Annotated in this window: 24 protein-coding genes; 18 read left to right on the top strand and 6 right to left on the bottom strand. The window is 70.6% G+C overall.

Annotated elements, in window-relative coordinates:
• Positions 1 to 13 precede the first annotated feature (13 nt).
• Positions 14 to 613, top strand: coding sequence for a DUF1349 domain-containing protein (locus tag IG98_RS0123930; RefSeq protein ID WP_030916258.1), 600 nt, complete (start codon positions 14 to 16; stop codon positions 611 to 613).
• Here IG98_RS0123930 and IG98_RS0123935 read toward each other — a convergent pair.
• The 3 genes from IG98_RS0123935 to IG98_RS47230 form a co-directional block, all read right to left on the bottom strand.
• The gene (locus IG98_RS0123935) at positions 571 to 1,107 is read right to left on the bottom strand and encodes a hypothetical protein (protein WP_211264076.1); all 537 of its coding nucleotides are present in this window, start codon (positions 1,105 to 1,107) and stop codon (positions 571 to 573) included. The two genes, IG98_RS0123930 and IG98_RS0123935, sit on opposite strands and share 43 nt — an antisense overlap.
• A gap of 111 nt (positions 1,108 to 1,218) precedes the next feature.
• Entirely contained in the window at positions 1,219 to 2,316 is a 1,098-nt protein-coding gene (locus IG98_RS0123940; RefSeq protein WP_037971103.1) for a glycoside hydrolase family 12 protein, read from the bottom strand.
• A gap of 195 nt (positions 2,317 to 2,511) precedes the next feature.
• Positions 2,512 to 3,459 (bottom strand): nucleoside hydrolase, encoded by a 948-nt coding sequence (locus IG98_RS47230; protein ID WP_084195596.1) that lies wholly within the window; start codon positions 3,457 to 3,459, stop codon positions 2,512 to 2,514.
• Between the two features lie 104 nt (positions 3,460 to 3,563).
• Between IG98_RS47230 and IG98_RS0123950 the strand changes: the two genes are divergently transcribed.
• The 17 genes from IG98_RS0123950 to IG98_RS0124030 all read left to right on the top strand — a co-directional run bounded on the left by IG98_RS0123950 (position 3,564) and on the right by IG98_RS0124030 (position 17,640).
• Positions 3,564 to 4,091 carry an RNA polymerase sigma factor gene (locus IG98_RS0123950; RefSeq protein ID WP_030916274.1) on the top strand — a complete coding sequence of 176 codons (528 nt, stop codon included), beginning with the start codon at positions 3,564 to 3,566 and terminating at the stop codon, positions 4,089 to 4,091.
• Positions 4,088 to 4,891 (top strand): zf-HC2 domain-containing protein, encoded by an 804-nt coding sequence (locus IG98_RS45200; protein WP_037971105.1) that lies wholly within the window; start codon positions 4,088 to 4,090, stop codon positions 4,889 to 4,891. Before IG98_RS0123950 ends, IG98_RS45200 begins: the two co-directional genes overlap by 4 nt.
• Positions 4,888 to 5,727, top strand: coding sequence for an ABC transporter ATP-binding protein (locus IG98_RS0123960; protein WP_030916277.1), 840 nt, complete (start codon positions 4,888 to 4,890; stop codon positions 5,725 to 5,727). Before IG98_RS45200 ends, IG98_RS0123960 begins: the two co-directional genes overlap by 4 nt.
• Positions 5,724 to 6,593 carry a hypothetical protein gene (locus IG98_RS53485; RefSeq protein WP_037971107.1) on the top strand — a complete coding sequence of 290 codons (870 nt, stop codon included), beginning with the start codon at positions 5,724 to 5,726 and terminating at the stop codon, positions 6,591 to 6,593. The genes IG98_RS0123960 and IG98_RS53485 overlap by 4 nt, the downstream gene beginning before the upstream one ends.
• Positions 6,590 to 7,231, top strand: coding sequence for a sensor histidine kinase (locus IG98_RS53490; protein WP_051752769.1), 642 nt, complete (start codon positions 6,590 to 6,592; stop codon positions 7,229 to 7,231). The genes IG98_RS53485 and IG98_RS53490 overlap by 4 nt, the downstream gene beginning before the upstream one ends.
• A gap of 230 nt (positions 7,232 to 7,461) precedes the next feature.
• On the top strand, positions 7,462 to 8,562 hold the full coding sequence (locus IG98_RS45215) for an Ldh family oxidoreductase (RefSeq protein WP_051752771.1): 1,101 nt from the start codon (positions 7,462 to 7,464) through the stop codon (positions 8,560 to 8,562).
• Positions 8,563 to 8,590: 28 nt separating this feature from the next.
• Positions 8,591 to 9,319, top strand: a complete 729-nt coding sequence (locus IG98_RS0123980; protein ID WP_030916284.1) for an SDR family NAD(P)-dependent oxidoreductase — start codon at positions 8,591 to 8,593, stop codon at positions 9,317 to 9,319.
• A 4-nt stretch (positions 9,320 to 9,323) separates the two neighbouring features.
• Entirely contained in the window at positions 9,324 to 11,003 is a 1,680-nt protein-coding gene (locus tag IG98_RS0123985) for an FAD-dependent monooxygenase (RefSeq protein ID WP_051752772.1), read from the top strand.
• Complete coding sequence (locus IG98_RS0123990) at positions 11,000 to 11,353, top strand: cupin domain-containing protein (protein ID WP_030916290.1); 354 nt, start codon at positions 11,000 to 11,002, stop codon at positions 11,351 to 11,353. The genes IG98_RS0123985 and IG98_RS0123990 overlap by 4 nt, the downstream gene beginning before the upstream one ends.
• On the top strand, positions 11,346 to 11,861 hold the full coding sequence (locus tag IG98_RS0123995; RefSeq protein ID WP_211264077.1) for a cupin domain-containing protein: 516 nt from the start codon (positions 11,346 to 11,348) through the stop codon (positions 11,859 to 11,861). Before IG98_RS0123990 ends, IG98_RS0123995 begins: the two co-directional genes overlap by 8 nt.
• 64 nt (positions 11,862 to 11,925) lie before the next feature.
• Positions 11,926 to 12,324 carry a RidA family protein gene (locus tag IG98_RS0124000; RefSeq protein ID WP_030916297.1) on the top strand — a complete coding sequence of 133 codons (399 nt, stop codon included), beginning with the start codon at positions 11,926 to 11,928 and terminating at the stop codon, positions 12,322 to 12,324.
• A 9-nt stretch (positions 12,325 to 12,333) separates the two neighbouring features.
• On the top strand, positions 12,334 to 13,233 hold the full coding sequence (locus IG98_RS0124005) for a fumarylacetoacetate hydrolase family protein (protein WP_030916300.1): 900 nt from the start codon (positions 12,334 to 12,336) through the stop codon (positions 13,231 to 13,233).
• A gap of 16 nt (positions 13,234 to 13,249) precedes the next feature.
• Positions 13,250 to 14,230, top strand: a complete 981-nt coding sequence (locus IG98_RS47235) for an amidohydrolase family protein (RefSeq protein WP_051752774.1) — start codon at positions 13,250 to 13,252, stop codon at positions 14,228 to 14,230.
• Positions 14,231 to 14,322: 92 nt separating this feature from the next.
• Complete coding sequence (locus IG98_RS0124015) at positions 14,323 to 15,351, top strand: ABC transporter substrate-binding protein (RefSeq protein ID WP_030916305.1); 1,029 nt, start codon at positions 14,323 to 14,325, stop codon at positions 15,349 to 15,351.
• Positions 15,352 to 15,365: 14 nt separating this feature from the next.
• Positions 15,366 to 16,136 (top strand): ABC transporter ATP-binding protein, encoded by a 771-nt coding sequence (locus IG98_RS0124020; protein WP_030916308.1) that lies wholly within the window; start codon positions 15,366 to 15,368, stop codon positions 16,134 to 16,136.
• Complete coding sequence (locus IG98_RS0124025; protein WP_084195598.1) at positions 16,133 to 16,942, top strand: ABC transporter permease; 810 nt, start codon at positions 16,133 to 16,135, stop codon at positions 16,940 to 16,942. Before IG98_RS0124020 ends, IG98_RS0124025 begins: the two co-directional genes overlap by 4 nt.
• Complete coding sequence (locus IG98_RS0124030; RefSeq protein WP_051752776.1) at positions 16,939 to 17,640, top strand: GntR family transcriptional regulator; 702 nt, start codon at positions 16,939 to 16,941, stop codon at positions 17,638 to 17,640. The genes IG98_RS0124025 and IG98_RS0124030 overlap by 4 nt, the downstream gene beginning before the upstream one ends.
• A 229-nt stretch (positions 17,641 to 17,869) precedes the next feature.
• On the opposite strand, the gene IG98_RS0124035 is transcribed toward IG98_RS0124030, so the two are convergent.
• Genes IG98_RS0124035 through rfbA form a run of 3 tightly spaced genes read right to left on the bottom strand, consistent with a single transcriptional unit; the run spans position 17,870 to position 20,545 of the window.
• Positions 17,870 to 18,523, bottom strand: a complete 654-nt coding sequence (locus tag IG98_RS0124035; protein WP_245651685.1) for a protein-L-isoaspartate O-methyltransferase family protein — start codon at positions 18,521 to 18,523, stop codon at positions 17,870 to 17,872.
• Complete coding sequence (locus tag IG98_RS0124040) at positions 18,511 to 19,626, bottom strand: CapA family protein (protein WP_030916318.1); 1,116 nt, start codon at positions 19,624 to 19,626, stop codon at positions 18,511 to 18,513. Before IG98_RS0124040 ends, IG98_RS0124035 begins: the two co-directional genes overlap by 13 nt.
• 43 nt (positions 19,627 to 19,669) lie before the next feature.
• The gene (gene rfbA, locus IG98_RS0124045; RefSeq protein ID WP_030916321.1) at positions 19,670 to 20,545 is read right to left on the bottom strand and encodes a glucose-1-phosphate thymidylyltransferase RfbA; all 876 of its coding nucleotides are present in this window, start codon (positions 20,543 to 20,545) and stop codon (positions 19,670 to 19,672) included.
• Positions 20,546 to 20,589: the final 44 nt, after the last annotated feature.

Consider the following 20,589-nt stretch of genomic DNA (forward strand, 5'->3'; position numbering starts at 1 on the left):
AGGAGAGAAACCGATGAGCCAGCCGGTCACCCTGCCCGCCTTTCCCGCGCCGCTGCGCTGGTTGAACCAGCCGGTCGGGTGGAGCGTCGACGGGGACGACGCGCTGGCCATCGAGGCGGGCCCGAACACCGACCTGTTCACCGACCCCGGTGGCCCCGACCGCTTCGCCAACGCCCCCGCCCTGGTCGGGCGGCTGGACGGCGACTTCACGCTGAGCGCCCGGATCAGGGTCGACCTGCTGACCACCTATGACGCCGGGGTCCTGGTGCTGTACGGCGACGAGCACAACTGGGCGAAGTTCTGCCTGGAGATGTCCCCGCAGGGCAGGCCCACGATCGTCTCGGTGGTGACCCGCGGGGTGTCCGACGACTGCAACTCCTTCACCGCCGAGGGCGACGACCTGCGGCTGCGAATCTCCCGGATCGGCTCCGCCTTCGCCTTCCATGTCTCCACCGGTACCGACTTCTGGCATCTCACCAGGTACTTCGCGCTCGACAAGGACCCCGAGGTCGGCTTCCTCGCCCAGTCACCGACCGGCCAGGGCTGCACCGTCCGTTTCGAGGACATCCGCTACTCGGCGAAACGCCTCTCCGACCTGCGCAACGGTGAGTGAGCCCGCATCCCGAACAGGAACCGGGTCACCCGCGTGCGGCGTACCAGCAGGTCGTAGGCGGCCACGGTCAGGGCGAGCGAGGCCGCGACGATCACGAGGTACTTGACCACGATCGGCGCGTGCCAGCCGACCACGCCGTACGCGACCGCGACGACGATCGGCTGGTGCAGGACGTAGAGCGGCAACGCGGCGGTGGCCAGATAGCCGTACAGCCGCCGGCCCCGGCCGTCCGGTGTGTCCCGCGCGGCGGCCGGTGTCCCGCGACGACGGTCGAGAAGTCCCAGGATCGCGACCAGCCAGCACCACCCCGCCATGCCGTACAGCGTGCGGACGCCGATCGCGAGCACGGTCAGGTCCGTGAAGGGATCGGCGCCGGGAGTGTCGCCCGCGACCAGGAAACCCGGCATGCCGATCAGGAACAGGACCAGGCCGAGCACGGCGGCCCGCTGACATGCGTGCCGGTCAGGGTGCGCGGGGTCAAGACCACCACTCAAGACCACCGCTGTGGAGGACATCGTGACCCTTGCCTTCGGAGGCGGGTGGTGAGGGCGAACGGATGCGCAACCGGTTCGCCTCCCTCGGCGAGCCATGTCTCCGGGGCGGGGTCAGGAAGAGGTGGTGCAGGTGTAGCCCGAGGGCCACTGGGGAACGCCGGGTGGGCGGACGGCCTGGAAGCCGAAGCTCACACCGGCCCCGGGCGCGAGTGAACCGTTGTAGCTCAGGTTGCGAGCGGTGACGGTCTGCCCGTTGGTGGTCACGGTCGCGCCCCAGGAACCGATGAGGCTGTGCCCGGCCGGCAGGGTGACGGTGACGGTCCAGTCGTTGATCGTGGTGAGACCGGTGTTGGTGACGCTGATCGGATTGACCGTGTAGATGTTGTTCCCCCCGTACGACAGGGTGCCGGTGGCCGAGCAGCTTCCACCGCTGATGATGCCGTAGGAGAAGTTGTTCACCGCCAGGCCGGTCTGGCCGACCCACGGCTCGAAGCCCGCCTGGACACTGGTGAGGTACCAGGACCGCTGGACATGGCCGCGACCGACCGCGTCGTCGACGAAGGTGCGGACGGCGAAGCCGATCGACGCGGTCGCCGAGGAGCGGACATAGGAGATCACGTTCCAGCCGACGTTGCCGTACCAGACCTCCCAGCTCGCCCCGGCGAGGCTGACCGTGCCCACTCGGGAGCCGATTGGCTGGATCGGCCCCACCCGGTTGAGCCAGACCATGATCTCCGCACCGGTGTTCTGCCCGTCCGTCCGGGGAGCCGGGTCGAGCCAGATGTCATAGGACGCGTTGTACACGCCGCCGCTCGGATAGGTCATGTGGACGCTGGTCTGGATGCCGTTGAAGCGGCTGTCGCTGATCTGCATGGGCAGGCCGCTGCCGGAGGTGCACTGGGCGCGATGACAGCCGGCGAAGATCGACGGGTAGGAGCCCGGTGCGCCGTCGACCGGCCTGTCGTGGCTCGCCTCCGTCACCGAGAAGCCGAGGCCCGTGACGTTGACGCACTGCCTGGTGTCGTCGCCCCAGTTGTTGTTCTGGACGTAGTACCTCCCGCCCTGGATGGTGGTGGCGCCGTACTTCTCGCAGATCGTCGTGTCGGCGTGCGCCGGAGCGGCGACCGCCCCGGCCGTGAGGACCAGGCCGAGGGCGGCCAGGACCGCCATGACGGCCCGCCTCACTCCACGTTCTCTCGTTCGCCTCATGCTGGCACCGCTTTCGGTCGCGGATTAGTATGGGAGCGCTCCTATAATTCGCACCATAGAGCGGTTCCTCCCCCGCGCAAGCGCACTCGGGCCCGCCGCCCCGGCCCCACGGGGCGACCAGGCCCGATTGACTCCGGTATGTTCCCGGCCATCTGAAAGTTCCACTCCGACCGGTGGACGTCAGGGTTCGAGCCCTCAGCTCGGCGGCCCGGCCGAGCCGATCCGCGTGACGTAGAAATCCCAGAACCGGTCCGGGTCCACCTCCAGCACGGTGCGGCCGTCGGTGTCCGAGACGATCTCGGGGCGGAGGAAGGCCGCCGCGGCCACGGCGTCCCAGACGAACGCCCGATGTCCCGGGTCACCGGCGAAGAGCGGCCCCTCGATCTCCTTGAAGAGCTTCCTGACCGGGCTCTCCGGGCCCGTGACCACCCGCTCGTAGGTCTTCTGGTCCAAGGTGAGCCGCTGCGCCGCCTCCAGCGTGACGACCAGCCGGCGCTTGAACGGAGCGGCGAAGGCGATCCGGGACGCCTCGGGGTCGAACCAGCGGTTGAACTCCTCGCCCTCCGTATCGGCTCCCAGATAGACGACCTCCTTGACCAGGGGGACCATCTCGGGATGCTCCCGTACGGCGCGCGCCAGGTTGGTGGCCGGGCCGAGCGCGAAGACGGTCACCTCACCGGGGTGGCGTCCCACCTGGTCGGCGATGAAGTCCGAGGCGCTGCCCGCCGCGGGCCGGGTCGTCGGGTAGCCACCGTGCGGCGGGGTGGCCAGCGCGCGGTGGGACGCCGGCCTCGGCCGGTCCAGAGCCCCGTCGTAGTCCTCCCTCGGCGCCGGCACGTTGGTCTCGCCGGTCACCACGGGGATGTCGGTCCTGCCGATGAGCTCCAGTTGGCGCAGCGCGTACGCGGTGCCCTCCTCCGGCCAGGTGTTGCCGCCCACGGTCGTGACCCCGAGCACCTCCACCCCTTCGGCGGCGGCCAGCAGGAACATGGCCTGCGCGTCGTCGTTCAGCTCGCCCATGTCCGCGTCGATGATGATTTTCCCGGTGCCCGGAGGACCGTCGAGCGGCACTCCCCGCGAACACGACGTCGCAGCGCACACCATGGACAGCGCCACCAGCGAGACCAGTATTTTCCTTCTCATGCCTCACCTGTCGGGCTCGACACCGCATTCGGTTCGTTCCACGCCATGAACCGCTGAGGCGATCGGATGCGACAGAGAGGCATGACACCGTTGAAAGGGCTCCCATGAGCGAGCACGAGAGCTGGACGGACGCTCGACTGCTCGAGGCCGTCGCCGACAGGGACCGCCGGGCCCTTGAGGTCCTTTACGCCCGGCACGCACCCTGGCTCGTCATCCGGCTCACCCGCCGGTGCGCCGACCCGGCGCTGGTGGACGAGGCGGTCCAGGACACCTTCGTGGCCGTCTGGCGGACGGCGCGCACCTGGAGGGGCAAGGGAGAGGTCGCGGCCTGGATCTGGGGCATCGGTATCCGCCGCCTGCTGGACCAGCTCCGCCGCCGCCCGGCGGTGCCACTGCCCGCCTACGACCAGGTCATGGTCTCGGCCGAGGAGCAGGTGCTGCTCGGCATCGAGTACGGCGAGCTCGGCCAGGCGATGGGCCGGCTCTCCCCGGAACTGCGCGCGGTGGTCCAGGCCACGGTGCTGGACGGGCTGACCACCCGGGAGGCCGGTCGGCTGCTCGGCATCCCCGCCGGGACCGTCAAGACCCGGATGATGCGAGCGAAGGCACTGTTGAGGGAGGAGCTGGTATGAGCACCTGGCACATGGACGACGGCCTGGCCGTCAGGTACGCCGACGGGGAGCTGAACCCGACCCTGGCCGCCTCGGTCGAGGCCCACCTGCTGGCCTGCGATCAATGCCGGAGCCTGCTCGCGCCCCGGGTACCGCGCTCCCGGCTGGACCGGGTCTGGGCGGAGGTGGCCGACGCGGTGGACACGCCCGCGCCGGGACCGTTCGAACGGCTGCTGCGGGCGATCGGCGTCCACGACCACACGGCCCGGCTGCTGGGCGCCACCCACTCGCTGCGCCTGCCGTGGATCGCGGCCAGCACCGTGGCGCTCCTGTTCGCCGCGCTGGCCTCGGGGGAGACGACCCGGTGGGGGCTGCTCTCCTATCTCACGCTGGCCCCGATCCTGCCGGTCGCCGGAGTCGCCGTGGCCTTCGGCCGGGACGGCGATCCGGCCCACGAGATCGGTCTGGCGGCTCCGTACTCGATGTTCCGGCTGATGCTGATGCGCGCCGCCGCGGTGCTGACGTCCTCGTCGGCGCTGGCCTTGGTGATGGGCCTCGGCCTGCTGGACGACGACTGGACCGTGGCCGCGTGGCTGCTGCCCTCGCTCGCGCTGACCTCGCTGACCCTCGTCCTTTCCAGCCGGTTCGACCCGCGCCACTGCGGGGCAGCCGTGGCCGCGACCTGGCTGGTCGTGGTCGTCGCCACGAACCTCCGCGAGCCGAGCCTGGCGATGTTCGGCGGCGCCGGCCAGGCGGGCTACCTGGCCATCACCTTCGTATCCGTCGTGCTTCTCTTCTTTCGCCGCAAGGAGTTCTCATGATCGAGGCAGTTGGTCTGGTGAAGACCTACGGCCGCGGCCGGGCCCTGGACGGGCTCACCTTCACCGTGGGGAAGGGGGTGACCGGTCTGCTGGGGCCGAACGGCGTTGGTAAGACCACGCTGATCCGGATGCTGGCGACCGTGCTCGCACCGGACGAGGGCGAGCTGAGGCTGCTCGGCCGGGACCCGGCCGGGGACCGGCTGGAGATCCGGCGGCGGCTGGGATACCTACCGCAGGAGCCGGGCTACCAACGAGGGTTCACCGTCTTCGAGTTCGTCGACTACGTGGCGATCCTGAAGGAGATGGTGGAGCGGCGGGCCCGGCACGACGAGGTGCGCCGGGTGATCGAGGAGGTCGGGCTGACCTCCGTGAGCGGGAAGCGGATCCGGACGCTGTCCGGCGGCATGCGGCGGCGGCTGGGCATCGCGCAGACCCTGCTCGGCGACCCCGAGCTGATCCTGCTGGACGAGCCGACCGTCGGCCTGGACCCCGAGCAGCGGCTCCGGTTCCGCGAGCTGATCTCGCACATCGGGCAGGACCGGGCCGTCGTGCTCTCCACCCACCAGACCGAGGACGTCGCCGCCCTCTGCAACCGGGTGGTCGTGCTCAAGGCGGGACGGTGCGAGTTCGAGGGCACGCCCGAGGAGATCCGGGCACTGGCCGAGGGCCGGGTCTGGTTCTCCGCGGAGAAGTCGGGAGTGCTCTCCTGGCGTACCGGCGACGGGCTGTTCCGCAACATCGGGCCCGCTCCGGAGGGTGCCCGCCTGGCCGAGCCGACCGTGGAGGACGGCTACCTGCTGCTGCTCGGCGGCACGGCCGCGGAGGCGGCGGCATGACGTACGAGCACGACGCCCTGTCCCGGGCGGCGTACACCGGCCCGCTCTCCGGAGGCACTGCCATGGCCGGGCTGTCACGGCTCGCGGACCGGTTGCCCGCGACGACGCGTCACGCGGTGCCCGCGCTGGTCCGCGCCGAAGCCCGGCTGCTGCTCCGCCACCCGCTCAACCTGCTCGGGTTCGCGCTTATGACAGCGTTGTTCCTCTCGCACACCTGGGAGTGGCCGCAGGACTCCTTCAGGATGATCACCGCTCAGATGGTCATGGAGTGGGGCGTGCTCATCTTCTTCGCCGCGAACCTCGTCGGCACCGCCGCGCGCCGGGCCGGCACCCAGGAGCTGCTGTCCACCGCGCCACTCGACCGCGCGCACCGTACGGCCGCCGCCTGCCTGGCCGCCCTCGTGCCGTTCGTCCTGGCATGCCTGTTCCAGGCGGTGCTGCTGGGCCTCTGCCTGGCCTTCGGCGTGGATCTGGGGGACACCCCCACGGTGTGGGAAATGGCCGCCGGGCCGCTGTGCGTGCTCGGGGCCGCCCTGCTGGGAACGGCGACCGCCCGCTGGGCGCCCTGGCCGGGCGTGCCGTTCGCGGTGATGCTGGTACTGGTCGGTTTCAACTACGCCGTCTACTCGACCTCCGCGCGGTTCCTCGGTTTCTTCGTGGAGTTCGTCCTGTGGACCTCGCCGATGTGGACGTTCGAGAAGGCCCCGGGGTCGGCGTTCTGGCACGCGGTCTACCTGCTGGCGCTGAGCCTGGGAGCGGCAGCGCTGGCGATGCTGCGCGACTCGGCCCGGCGCGGGTTCTGGCTCGGGATCGGCGCGACGCTGGTCCTGACCGCGGTGCTCTCCGCCGTCTGGCAGCTGCCGTGACCGCCGTCACCGATCAGGGGGACCCGCCGGCGACCGTGCTGGCCCGCGTCCGCGAGGAGGAGCGCCGCCGGCTGTGCCGGGATCTGCACGACGGGCTCGGCCACGCGCTGGCCGACATGGCGATGGCGATCAACATGGCCAGGATCAGCCTGCGCACCGCCCCCGCCTCGGCCGACCGGCTGCTGGCGGAACTGCACCACGGCATGGACGCGGTCGGCCAGGAGATCAGGGAGTTGCTGTACGGCCTGTGCCCGCCCACCCTGGACGCGCTCGGCCTGGCCGGAGCCGTACGGGCACTGGCGAACAGCGGGCCCTCGGTGACCGTCGAGACCGAGGGCGACCTGTCCGGCCTGCCCTCGGCCGTCGAGGTGGCCGCGTACCGCATCACGCAGGAGGCGCTCACCAACGTACGCCGGCACGCCGGAGCCCGCTCGGCGACGATCTCGCTCCGGCGTGACGGCTCCTTCCTCACGGTCCGGATCCGCGACGACGGGAACGGGCTGCCCCCGGCTCCCCGTTCGGGGATCGGTCTCGTCTCGATGCGTGAGCGCGCCCGCGAACTCGGCGGGACCTGTGTGGTGGGCCCGGCGCCGGGCGGCGGCACGCTCGTGGACGCCGTTCTCCCCATCACCGTCTGACGGGGACAGCGGCAGAGGTCGTTCTCCCCGTCTCCGTCCGGCGAGACCACGTGAGCACGGGAACCCCCGGCGCTCATGCCTTCCTCCATGTCCGGCGCCCCTGACGCCGCCGCCCCGTTCGCCCCTACGCCTCCCGCCGGTCGATCATCATATATCTGATATTTGACATTTGATATGAAATGGATGAGCATCTCCCCTCAAGACAGGCGCAAGTTCTGGGAGGTAAACGCGTGGGTGCTCCGACACGGCCGGATGGTGACGGGATCGTACCCGCGCCTTGGCTGCACGACGCGGTCGGCTCGGTGTTCGAGGCGGTCGGCTTCAGCCCCGGTGCCGCGCGAAGCGTGGCCGAGGCGCTGGTCGAGGCGGACATGCGCGGGGTGCCCTCACACGGCACCATGCTCGTGCCCATGTACATCGACCGGATCCGGGCCGGGTCGGTCAGCCGGCGCGAACGGGCCGAGGTCGTCGTCGACGCCGGCGCCATCGCGGTGCTCGACGCCGGACACGCGCTGGGCCAGCTCACCGGCGACCAGGCGATGGCCCTGGCCGTGGAGAAGGCCTCGGCCTTCGGAATCGGAGCGGTCACCGTCCGCCGTGCCTTCCACTTCGGCGGGGCGTTCCGCTACGTCGAGTCGGCGGTGCGGGCCGGCTGCGTCGGGGTGGCCGCCGCCAACACCCGGCCGCTGATGCCGGCGATCGGCGGCGCCAAGCCCGTGGTGGGCAACAACCCCCTCGCGGTGGGCGTACCGACCCCGCAGGGACCGCCGGTGGTGCTGGACATGGCGCTCTCCGAGGCCGCCCTGGGCAAGATCCGGCTCGCCGCGCAGGAAGGCCGGGAGATCCCGCCGACCTGGGCCTCCGACGCACAGGGCCGCCCGACCACCGACCCGCAGGCGGCCATCGCGGGAATGCTGCTGCCCGCCGCCGGCCACAAGGGCTTCGGGCTGGCCCTGGTCATCGACGTGCTCACCGGTGTTCTCTCCGGCGGCTCGTTCGGCCAGGGGGTTCGCGGGCTGTACGCCGACCTGACGGTGCCCAACGACTGCGCGCACTTCTTCCTCGCCCTCGACGTCTCGGCCTTCGGGGATCCGGACGAGTTCACCGAGCGGATGGGCCGGCTCGCCGCGGAGATCGTCGGCTCTCCGGCCGCGCCGGGCGTCGAGCGGCTGCTGCTGCCCGGCCAGCGCGAGGCCGAGAGCCACGCCGCGACAAGCGTCGACGGGGTTCCGGTCGGGGTCAGCGTGCTCGACTCGTTGCGCCGCACCGCCGCCGAGGTGGGAGCCGTCCTGCCCCCGCTCCCCGGCGTCGACACCCTCGCCGGCGCGTGAGCCGGACCGGGCGAAGGAGGCAGGGGACATGAAGCTCAGCTTTGACGCGACCGGTCAGGTCGTCCTGGTCACCGGCGGCGCCAGCGGTATCGGAGCGGCGCTCGCCCGGGCGGTCGGGGCGGCCGGCGGCACGGCGGTGGTCCTGGACGTGCGCCATGCCGAGGAACTGGACGGCGCGCCCGGCGTGGAACAGATCGTCGTCGACGTCTCGGACCGCGAGGCGGTCGTCTCGGCCGTGGAGCAGGTGCTGGTCCGGCACGGCCACATCGACGGCCTGGTGGCCGGCGCGGCGATCCAGCCGCGCACACCGGTGGCGGCCATGGGCGCCGAGGAGTGGCGGCGGGTGCTGGGGGTCAACCTCGACGGCGTCGTGTGGGCCTGCCAGGCCGTCCTGCCCTCGATGGTCGAGCGCCGTTCCGGCTCGATCGTGGTCTTCAGCTCCGGCCTGGCCCACATGGGACGGGCCGAGGCCTCGGCGTACGCCGCGAGCAAGGGCGCGCTGGTCGCCTTCGCCAAGTCGCTGGCGGCCGAGGTCGCCGAGCACCGGATCCGGGTCAACATCATCGCCCCCGGGGTCATCGACACCCCGCAGTTCCAGGCCGCCAACCCCTCCGGCGGCGAGCGGGAGCACTGGCTGCGGACGACCGGCGTCGGCACCCCCGAGGACGTCGTGGGCCCCCTGCTCTTCCTCCTGTCCGACGCCGCGACCATGACCGGCTCGCTGCTCACCCGCGACCGCGCCTACCCGAAGGAGTGAACCGATGTTGACCGAGAACGAGACGCGAGCCGAGGGCGACGGTGCCTCCGCGACGGAGGAGATCCTGCCGGTCGCGGTGATCGGTGCCGGCCCGATCGGGCTGATCACCGCGCTCGGGCTGGCCCACTACGGCGTGCCGGTGGCCGTCTTCGAGGAGGACGACCGGCTCTCGCTGGACACCAAGGCCGGCACCGTGCTCACCCGTACCCTGGAGGTGCTGCACCGCTACGGCGCCCTGCCCGAGGTGCTGCGGGCCTCGCTGCGCATCGACGAGATCGGTGAGCTCGACCGCGCCACCAACAAGCCCACGTTGAGTGTGCGGACCGGTGAGCTGTCCGAGGACACCCGATTCCCCTTCGTGATCAACATCCCGCAGCACCACCTCGAACCGGTGCTGCGCGAAAGCTTCGAGCGGCGCGCCCCCGGAGCGCTGCACATGGCGCACCGGCTGGTCGGCTTCACCCAGCACGACGACCATGTCGAGCTGAGGCTCCAGACGCCCCAGGGCGAGACCCGTGTACGGGCCCGCTACCTGCTGGCCTGCGACGGCGGACGCTCGGCGGTGCGCGAGGAGCTCGGCATCACCGTCGAGGGGCACACCCTGGACGACCGCTACATGCTGGTCGACCTGAAGGTGGACCTCGATGTCGGCAACCCGCGCGAGTACCCTTACCTGGCCTACTTCTCCGACCCCTCGGAGTGGATGATCCTGGTCCGGCAGCCGCACTGCTGGCGCTTCCTCTACCCGCTGCCCAAGGGCGCCGACGAGCCGACGCACGAGGAACTGCGCGACAAGGCGATGCGCTTCATCGGCGAGGTCGACGACATCACCGTGCTGGGCACCAACATCTACACCGTCCACCACCGGGTGGCCGAGCGGTGGCGGGACGGCCGGATCTTCCTCATGGGAGACGCCGCCCACCTGATCACACCGATGTGGGCGCTCGGGCTCAACACCGGGGTGCTGGACGCCTCCAACCTGCCCTGGCGCCTGGCCTGGGTGCTGCGCGGCTGGGCCGAGGACTCGCTGCTGGCCGGCTACGAGGTCGAGCAGGCCCCGATCGCGATCAAGGGGTCCGGTCAGATGGCCGAGGCGGCCCGGGCCTACATGAGCCATCGCGGCGAGGCGCTCGACGCGATGACCGACGGCAACTGGGGCAACGCCTTCACCCGCGGCCTGCTCGGGGTCAGCCTCGACGTCGACGGCACCGGGGACTGGTCGATGGTCAAGACCGGTTCGGAACCGCTTCCGGTACGCGTCGGCGACCGCGCCCCCGACCTGCCGATGTACGGCCCGGACGGCCCGGTGCACCTGCACGACCTCACCCAGGACGCCTTCGTCGCGCTGTACTTCACCGACACCCGGCGACGCCCGAGCATCCCGGCCCAGGACAGCCCGGCACTGCGGCGCTTCGCGGTGTCCCGCTGGGACGCCCCGCACGACTCGGGACTGCGCGACCGGGCGCTGTTCGACCCCTCCGAGCGGGTACGCCTGCGCTTCGGGGTCGAGGCCGACACGCTCGTGCTGCTCCGTCCCGACGCGCACGTGGCCGCGATCGTTCCCTATGACCCCGCCTCGGGCGAGGACGTCGCGGCGGCGCTCTACGAGCGCATCACCGGTCGCACGCCTCCCCGACAGGCGTGCGAGCAGAACCAGCCAGACAGATCTGTGGAGGAAGCATGACCACCCCTGATCCGCTGACCGGCCCCGACGGCCGGCCCGTGACCCTCGGCCCGGTCGGCCAGGAGATCGTCTTCGAGAACGACCAGGTGCGGGTCTGGGAGATCGAGCTGACCCCGGGCCAGTCCCAGCCCTGGCACCACCACGTCAACCCCTACATGGTGATCGCCCTGGAGGCCGCGGACAACCGCATCGACTCCATCAAGGGCGGCGATCCGCGCCTGGTCCACGAGGCCGTGGGCGGTGTGGTCTACCGCGAGCCCGGTGAGATCCACATGCTCACCAACCACGGGGACAGCCGCTACCGCTGCCGGCTGATCGAGCTCAAGTGTCTGGGGGAGAACCTTGTCTGAGCTGTCGCGTCCGGAAGGGATCTCGCAGGAGGAGTGGGACAACAACCTCTCCGACCCCGCGGCCTACTCCGGTGAGGCGCCCGATCGTTCCCGCGAGCAGGAGGTCACCGGTCCCGAGGGCGAGGCGCTGGCCCGCTTCAGGGAGATCCTGGTGCACACCGGCGACCTGGAGTGGGTCGACAAGACCCTCGCCGGGCTCTCGCACAAGATGCTCTGGCGCAACGACGAGACCGGCGCCTCGATCGCCCTGGTCCGTTTCGAGAAGGGCTCGGGGATCCCCTCGCGGCACTCCCACGCCTCGAACCAGTTCATGTTCTGCCTGAAGGGCCGCTACACCTACGTGCCCACCGGCCTGACGCTGACCGAGGGCTCCTTCTACTGGAACCCCAAGGGCAGCATGCACGGCCCCACCCACGCCGAAGAGGACACCGTGCTCTTCGAGGTGTACGACGGGCCGCACTATCCCACCCAGCCTGAGTGGTACAGCAGCACCGAAGACGCCCGCTGACCCCGACCCATCCGTACCCTCCGGGGATCCCCCCCGGAGGGCGCCCGAGAAAACAGGAGCATCCATGCCCAAGCAAGAGATCCGCAGCCCCGAGCTGGCCGTGCCCAACGGGCACTTCGCCCAGGCCACGGTCGCCAAGGCCGAGGGCCGGCTGGTCTTCATCTCCGGGATGACCGCCCGCAACAAGGAGGGCGGGGTCACCGGCGTCGGCGACGTCACCGCGCAGACCCACCAGGTCTGCCAGAACCTCAAGGCAGCGGTCGAGGCCGCCGGCGGCACCCTCGAGGACATCGCCCGGGTCGACGTCTACGTGCGCAACATGGAGGACTTCAAGGCGATCCACGCGGTGCGCAGCCAGTACTTCACCGGCGTCGCACCGGCCTCCACGCTCGTCGAGGTGTCGAAGTTCGTCAACAAGGACTACCTGATCGAGATCAACGCGATCGCGGTCGTCGAGGGCTGAGGACGCGACGTGAGACTGGCCAGCGTTCGATTCGACAGTGAGCTCCGTACCGCCGTCGTCAACGGAACCGAGGCCGCGGTGCTCGCGGCCTCGGCCCCCTCGGTCGACGACGTCGTCCGAGGCGGAGCGGAGGCGCTCGACGCCGTGCGCCGGGAGGCCGCGAAGGCTCCCTCGCACCCGCTCGAAGGTCTGGACCTGCGCGCTCCGCTGCGCCGCTTCAACCGCGACATCCTCTGCACCGGGTGGAACTACTGGGACCACTTCGAGGAGTCCAAGGGCAAGCGCGAGGGCCAGGACCCCAAGGAGCGACCCAAGCACCCGACCTTCTTCACCAAGGGCCCGGACACGGTGATCGGTCCGTACGACGACATCTCCTGGGACCCGGAGCTCTCCGAGCAGTGGGACTACGAGGCCGAGGTGGCCCTGGTCATCGGCCGCGACGGCAGGTCCATTCCGGAGGAGAGGGCGCTGGAGCACGTCGCGGGCTACCTGGTCGCCAACGACGTCTCGCAGCGGGATCTGCAGCGGGCGCACGGCGGCCAGTGGCTCAAGGGCAAGAGCATCGACCAGACGATGCCGCTGGGCCCGTGGCTCACCACCGCCGACGAGGTGCCCGACCCGCACGCGCTGGAGATCAGCTTCGACCTCAACGGCCGGCGGCTGCAGCAGGCGGGCACCGACCAGACCGCGTTCTCCTTCGCCCGGATCATCGCCGAACTCAGCTGGGGGATGACCCTGCGCGCCGGCGACGTCGTGCTCACCGGTACCCCGAGCGGCATCGGCAACGCGCGCGAGCCGAAGATCTTCCTCGCCGAGGGAGACGTACTCGTCACCCGGGTCGAGGGCCTGGGGGAACTACGCAACCGCGTCGTACGCACCACACTGTCCCAGGCACTCACCACCGCTTGAGGAGATCACCAACCCCATGGCCGGCATCGACCTGCACACCCACCTGGCACCCGCTCTGGGCTCCACCGAGCTCGTCGGCCTGCCCGGCCTGACCGCCGTCGACGGCCGCCTCGCCGTCGACGGCGCGCCGGTCGGCCCCGGACAGCTCTACCAGCCCGAGACGCTCGAAGCCTGGCTTGACGAGCGCTCCCTGGACGCGGCGGCGGTCTCGCCACCGCCGCCGTTCTTCCGCCAGCACCTGCCCGCGGAACAGGCCGCCCGGTGGGTCGCCGCCCTCAACGACGGGACACGCCGCGCCGTCGAGGGGCGCGCGAGGCTGCTGCCGATGGCCTACCTGCCCCTGGAGCATCCCGAGCTCGCGGCGGCGGAGTTCGACCGGCTGCGGAGCGAGCGGCACTGGGCCGGTTTCACCGCGTCCGCCGGCGGACGCTCGGTCAGCCTCGCGGACGAGGCGCTCGATCCGCTCTGGTCCCGGCTGGCCGCCGACGGCCGGCCGCTCATGCTGCACCCGGGCGCCAGCCCCGACGAGCGGCTGGGCGAGTTCTACCTGGCCAACCTGCTCGGCAATCCCTACGAGACCTCGGTGGCGGTGGCGCAGCTGCTCTTCGGCGACGTGGTCACCCGTCACCCCGGGCTGCGCTTCATCCTGGTGCACTGCGGCGGTTGCGTACCCGCGGTGCTCGGGCGCTGGCAGCGGGGCCTGGACACCCGGCGTCCCGGCCTGCCCGCGCTCGGCTCACCGCTGCGGCAGGCGATCCGCAGCTTCTGGGTCGACTGCCTGGCCCACGACGCCGCGGTCGTCGACCTCGCCGTCGAAACCTTCGGCGCGGACCGGATGGTCCTCGGGAGCGACTGGCCGTTCCCGATGGGCAGTGACGACCCGGCCGAACTCGTCGCTCACCGAGGGACCGACTTCGTCCACCGGGTCGGCGTCGAGAACGCACAGAACCTGCTCGACGTGAACGAGAAGGTCGCGGGCGGCGAGCGGGGCGCCTGACCCCACCGCGCCCCCGATCCGGCGGCTCAGCCGGCGAAAAGCTCTTTCCGAAAATTTGATATTTGATCTGGTCTTGTGAGAGGAGTGTCAACATGAAGGTCACCTGGTTGACCCGCGTCGCCGGCGTCGCCGTGCTCGCACTCGCGGCCACCGCCTGTGGCGGTGCCGAGAGCGACGGTGGTACCGGCGCGGCCGGCGTCACCGCGCCGGAAGCCGTCGAGAAGGTCGAGTACCTGACGTCGTTCAACACCTTCGGTCGCGACGCGTACGCCTACGTCGCCCAGGAGAAGGGCTACTTCAAGGACGCCGGTTTCGACGTCTCGATCAAGCCCGGCAGCGGCACCGTCGACGTCATGAAGCTGGTCGCCAGCGGGCGGGCCGACTTCGGCATCGGCGACTTCACCACCACTCTGATCACCGTGGCCAAGGAGAAGCTGCCCGTCACCGCCGTCGGCATGGTGCAGCAGAAGTCGCTGGCCGCGATCGTCAGCCTGGACGGTCACGGCATCAGGACCCCCAAAGACCTGGAGGGCAAGACGATCGGCGACCAGCCGGGCTCCACCAACCAGGTGACCTTCCCCGTCTACGCCAAGGCGGCGGGCATCGACCCGGCGAAGGTGAAGTTCATCCCCTCGGCTCCGCCGGCGCTACCGCAGCTGCTGGCCAGGGGGACGGTCGACGCGATCGGTCAGTTCGTCGTCGGCAAGCCGCTGATCGAGAAGGCCGCCCAGGGCCGGACGGCCGTCATTCTGCCCTACGGCGACGTGCTGCCCGACCTCTACGGCAACGCGCTGCTGGCCTCCACGAAGCTGGCCAAGGAGAAGCCGGAGCTGGTCAAGAAGTTCACCGCCGCCCTGATGAAGGGGCTGGAGTACTCCATCGCCAACCCGGACGAGACCGGCGAGATCCTCAAGAAGTACCAGCCCACCCAGGACCCGGCCATCGCGTCCGCCGAGGTGAAGGCGATGGCGCCATACGTCGCCGCCGACGGCGACAAGATCGGTGCCATCGACCAGGTCCGGGTGGCGGCCAACATCAAGATCCTTTCCGAGGCCGGGGCGATCCCGGCGGAATTCACGCCTGAGCAGGTCGTGGACTTCGCCGTCGCTCCGCAGGGCTAGGAGGTGCGGGCGGCGTGATCCAGCTCAAGCACGTATCGCAGGTCTTCAACGGCCGCCAGGGCCGCGTCCACGCCCTGGAAAACATCAACCTGGAAGTCGAACGCAACGAGTTCGTGACGCTGGTGGGCCGGTCCGGGTGCGGCAAGTCGACCATGCTGCGCATGGTCGCCGGCCTGCTGCAGCCGACCTCGGGCACGATCACCGTCGCGGGCGAGCCGGTCACCAAGCCCCGCCGCGATGTGAGCTTCATGTTCCAGCGGCCGGCCCTGCTTCCGTGGCGGACCGTGCTGGAGAACGTGCTCCTGCCGGTGGAGATCCTCCGGCTCGAAAAGGCACCCCACCTGCGGCGGGCCCACGAGCTGCTTGAGCTCGTCGGGCTCACCGGCTTCGAGAAGCGGCTGCCGCACGAACTCTCCGGTGGCATGCAGCAGCGGGTCTCGCTGTGCCGCTCACTGATCCAGAACCCCAACGTCCTGCTCATGGACGAACCCTTCTCCGCCCTCGACGCGCTCACCCGGGAAGAGCTCTCGGTGGAGCTCCAGCGGATCCGCATGGAGCAGGCGACGACGATCATCTTCGTCACGCACTCGATCGAGGAGGCCGTGCTGCTCGCCGACCGGGTGGTCGTGCTCAGCGCGCGTCCCGGCCGGCTGCGCAAGGTCGTCCCGGTCGACATCCCGCGCCCGCGCACGCTGGGGCACAACGCCCACGCCGACCGGGTCACCGAGGTCAGCGCCGAACTGCACGAACTGCTCATGCCCGCACCGATGGGAGATATCGCATGACCGCGGAGCCGCTGGGCCAGCACCGGCGGACTCCCGCCGGCATCCGCCTCCGGGACCGGATCACCAACTGGGGACTGCCGCTGCTGGGGATCGTCGCGATCATCGCGCTGTGGTGGCTGGCGACGGTCGTCTTCTCGATCGAGAAGTACCTCCTCCCCTCCCCCGTGGACGTCATCTACGCCTTCGCCGGGCAGGCCGGCTTCCTCATGGAGCAGTCCTGGGTGACGCTGGTGGAGACGGTTCAGGGCTTCGTGCTGTCCATCGTCGTCGGTGTGCCGATCGCGGTGCTGATCGCCAGCTCGCGGCTGATCGAGCGGACGATCAACCCCCTGCTGCTGATGGTCAACGCGGTCCCCAAGATCGCCATCGCGCCGATCCTGGTGGTCTGGATGGGCTTCGGCCAGCTGCCGAAGGTCGTCATGGTCTTCCTGCTGTGCTTCTTCCCGATCGTGATCTCTACAGCGGCCGGGCTCCGCTCCACCCCGGCTGAGCTGGTCGAACTGGTCCACTCCCTGAACGCCAGCAAAGTCCAGGCATTTTTCAAGGTCCGTTTCCCCTATGCTCTCGCGCAGGTCTTCGTGGGCCTGAAGGTGGCCATCTCACTGGCGGTCATCGGGGCGGTCATCGCCGAGTTCGTCGGCGCCGACGCCGGACTGGGCTTCGTGATCGTGCAGTCGGGCGCCAGCGCGGACACGCCGCTGGCCTTCGCCGCGATGACCCTGCTCGGCCTGATCAGCATCGTGCTCTTCTACGGTCTGGCGGCCTTGGAGAAGCGACTACTGCCCTGGGCGGAGGAACATCGGTGAGCACAACTGGCGATCGGGGCCGTAACTTCGAGCTCTCACCGGACAACATCACGGGCAGGCGTACCCTGGCGGAGACCGCGGCCGCCGAGCTGCATCGGATGATCCTGGCCGGCACCCTGCCGGCCGGATCCCCCCTGAAGCTGACCGAGCTCGCCGCGCGGCTGGACATGAGTCCCATGCCGGTGCGCGAGGCGCTGCGCCGGCTCGAGGCGCTGGGGCTCGTGGAGATCGTCCCGCACAAGGGGGCCCGGGTCCACGAGCTCAGCGAGACCGACCTGCGCGACACCTACGAGATCCGCGTCGAACTCGAGTCGCTGGCCGTGGCGCGGGCGGCGCTGACCTTCAGCGCCGCCGAGGCGGCCCGGGCCGAGCAGGCCCTCACCGAGCACGAGGCGCTGCTGGCCGCGGGGGACGTGGCCGGTGCCAGGCGCGCGCACACCGAGTTCCACTTCGCGATCTACCACGCCTCTGGATCCCGCTGGCTTCCCAGGGCGATCGAGGCGGTGTGGCAGAACAGCGAGCGGTACCGCTTCGCGTCCTTCCCCGACGGGGAGCGGCGGCGTCTCAGCCACCACGAGCACCAGGCGATCCTCGACGCGTGCGTCGCGCACGAGCCCGAACGCGCGGTCGCCGCGCTGCGCGGACACCTGGAGGGTGCGATGAACCGCATCCTGGCCGGGATGCCCCAGGTTCGCTGACCCGGCACCCCACAGCCCGGGGACGCCCCGGTCTCTACCGGGGCGTCCCCGTTCCACACCACCGCGAGAACCGGCGGGAGCACGGGGACGACCGTACGGCAGCCGGTCTCGCACACGACCCGGCACCGGGACGACCGTACGGTGGCCGGTGTGGATCTGGGACGTACCCCTACCGGGTGGGAAACGGCCGCCGGGCCGCCGATCACCATCCGCGGGGAGACGCACCCGTTCAGGACGGAAAGCCGTACCTTCCATGAAGGCGGACAAAGCTGGCCAGCGTGAGGACCTGCCGACGCTCAAGTCCGGTCACGGTGCGCTGGAACAGGATGACCTCCTCCCGCCCGCCCGGTCCGATGGGCTGTACGAGACGGCCGCCGAGCCGGAGCTGTTCGACCAGCGGCGGGGGGACCTCCGGGAACGCGGCCGACACCACGATGCCGTCGTACGGAGCGCGGTCCGGCACGCCGCGGCCGCCGTCTCCGACGAGCAGCTCGACATTGCCGATGCCCTGCCGGGCGAGGTTCCGGCGCGCCTGCCGGACCAGATCCGCCCACAGGTCGATGGTCACGACATCGGCGGCCAGGCGAGCGAGCAGCGCGGTCTGGAAACCGAGACCGGTGCCGATCTCAAGCACGTGTTCCGTCCCGCCGAGACCGAGACCTTCGATCATTCTTGCCGACAGCGAGGGCTGCGTGGTCACCAGTCCGTGCCCGATCGGGATGGGCTCGTCGTGGTAGGCGATCGCGACACGGTCCGCGGGGACGAATCCCGCTCGCGGCGTCGCGCGTACGGCCTCCAGCAGACGCTCGTCGCGGACGCCCATCGCCCGGACGGCCCGGATGAGATCTTCGGGAGAGGTGCCCGCGGTCATCATCTCGTCCATCGGAGCACGAGAGCGCCGTCCGGCTCCAGGTCGACCCGTGACCCGAGGTCACGGCCGACCCGGTCGAGAACCGCCCGCAGCCATTCGGAGTCCTCGGCCGAGGCGTGCCGGAGGCGCATCCGACGGGCCCGCATGGGCACCATCCGCAGGCCGGCCGTCCTGCCCGACTCCGGCTCCACCGACACGAAGTACAGCAGCCGAAGGTCGTCCCGGTACTCCTCGTAGCCGGTGATGCCCTCGTAGTCGTCGATGAGGTCACCGCAGCCGTACAGAACGAGCCTGCCCCGGTAGACCTCGACGGGCCGGGGGTGGTGCGAGGAGTGTCCGTGCACCACGTCGACACCGCCGTCGACCAGGCGGTGCGCGAAGCGCCGCTGCTCTGTGGCGACGTGGTAACCCCAGTTGGAGCCCCAGTGGATGGAGACGACCGCGACGTCACCGGGGCGCTTCACCCGCCGCACCCGGCCGGCCACCTCGGCCGCGGCGGTCTCCGACAGCTCCGGGACGAAATCGACACCCCCTCGATCCGGGGCCGCCGCCCATTCCGGCGGAATGCCGCTGGACTCCGTCCCGCAGGAGAGGATCAGGACCCGCCCGCCCCCCTTGACGGTGACGATCGCAGGTCGCCGCGCCTCGTCCACCTCCCGGCCCACCCCCACCGCCCGCAGTCCCGCGCCGGCCAGGGCGTCGAGCGTCTCCTCCAGACCTCGTCGGCCGAAGTCCATGACATGGTTGTTGGCCAGCACGCAGGCGTCGGGCCGGGCGACCAGCAGACAGGGAAGGTTGGCTGGACTCATCCGGTAGTTCACGGCCTTGCCCACCGCGAAATCATCGCTCCGGGTGACGCTCGTCTCCAGGTTCACCACCCGGACATCGGGCGCGACCTCCGCCAGCACCCCCAGGGCATCCCCCCACGGCCAGGAGAAGCCGACCGGCCGGGGAATCCGGCCGTTCACCGCCTCCGCGAGATCGACATATGTCCGAGCGTCCCGGACATGGCTCTCCCGCAGCGTCGGGTCACCGGGGTACGGAAGGATCTGATCGACGCCGCGGCCGAGCATGACGTCCCCGCAGAGGAACAACGTCACCGGATCGGTGCGCATACCTCCATGCTAGGTCGCCCACCTCGGAGAGCGAAGCCGCCGCTCAGATGGAGGCCTCCAGCACCCGGACCAGGTAGCGCCCCTCCTCCGTCACCGGCCCGACCTGGCCGATCAGCTCACGGAGCCCACGGTCGTCGATGTAACCCATCCGGTAGGCCACCTCCTCCAGGCAGGCGATCTGCACGCCCTGCCGCTTCTCCAGTACCTGCACGAAGACCCCTGCCTCCAGCAGGCTGTCCGGCGTGCCGGTGTCCAGCCAGGCCGTACCCCGGCCCAGGTTGACCAGCCGGGCGCGGCCTTCGGCGAGGAAGCGCCGGTTGAGGTCGGTGATCTCCAACTCGCCCCTCGCCGAAGGGGTCAGCTCCGCGGCATAGCGCAGCGCGACGTTGTCGTAGAGGTAGAGGCCGGTGACGGCGAGGTTGCTCTGAGGCCGGGCCGGTTTCTCCTCGATGTCGACCAGCCGGCCCTCCGCGCCGACGACCGCCACCCCGTACCGTTCGGGATCGGCGACCGGGTAGCCGAAGACCGTGCAGCCGTCGAGCTTGCCGACCTCGTCGCGGAGCACCGAGGGGAGTTCGTGGCCGTAGAAGACGTTGTCGCCGAGGATGAGGGCCAGCCGGTCGTCGCCCACGAACTCCCCGCCGACCACCAGGGCGTCGGCCAGCCCGCGGGGCGCGGTCTGGACGGCATAGCTCAGGCGCAGGCCCAGCCGGGAGCCGTCGCCGAGCAGCGCCCGGAATCCCGGCAGGTGCTCGGGGGTGCTGATCAGCAGGATCTCCCGGATTCCGGCCAGCATCAGCACCGAGAGCGGGTAGTAGACCATCGGCTTGTTGTAGACCGGCAGCAGGTGCTTGGAGGTGATCGTGGTCAGCGGCCGGAGCCGGCTGCCCGAGCCCCCGGCCAGCACGATGCCCTTCACGTGTGGGCCGCCGGGTCCGGCGCGGCCACCGAGGCACCGCACGC

The sequence above is a fragment of the Streptosporangium amethystogenes genome (assembly GCF_000721075.1).
GTDB classification, from domain to species: Bacteria; Actinomycetota; Actinomycetes; order Streptosporangiales; family Streptosporangiaceae; genus Streptosporangium; species Streptosporangium amethystogenes.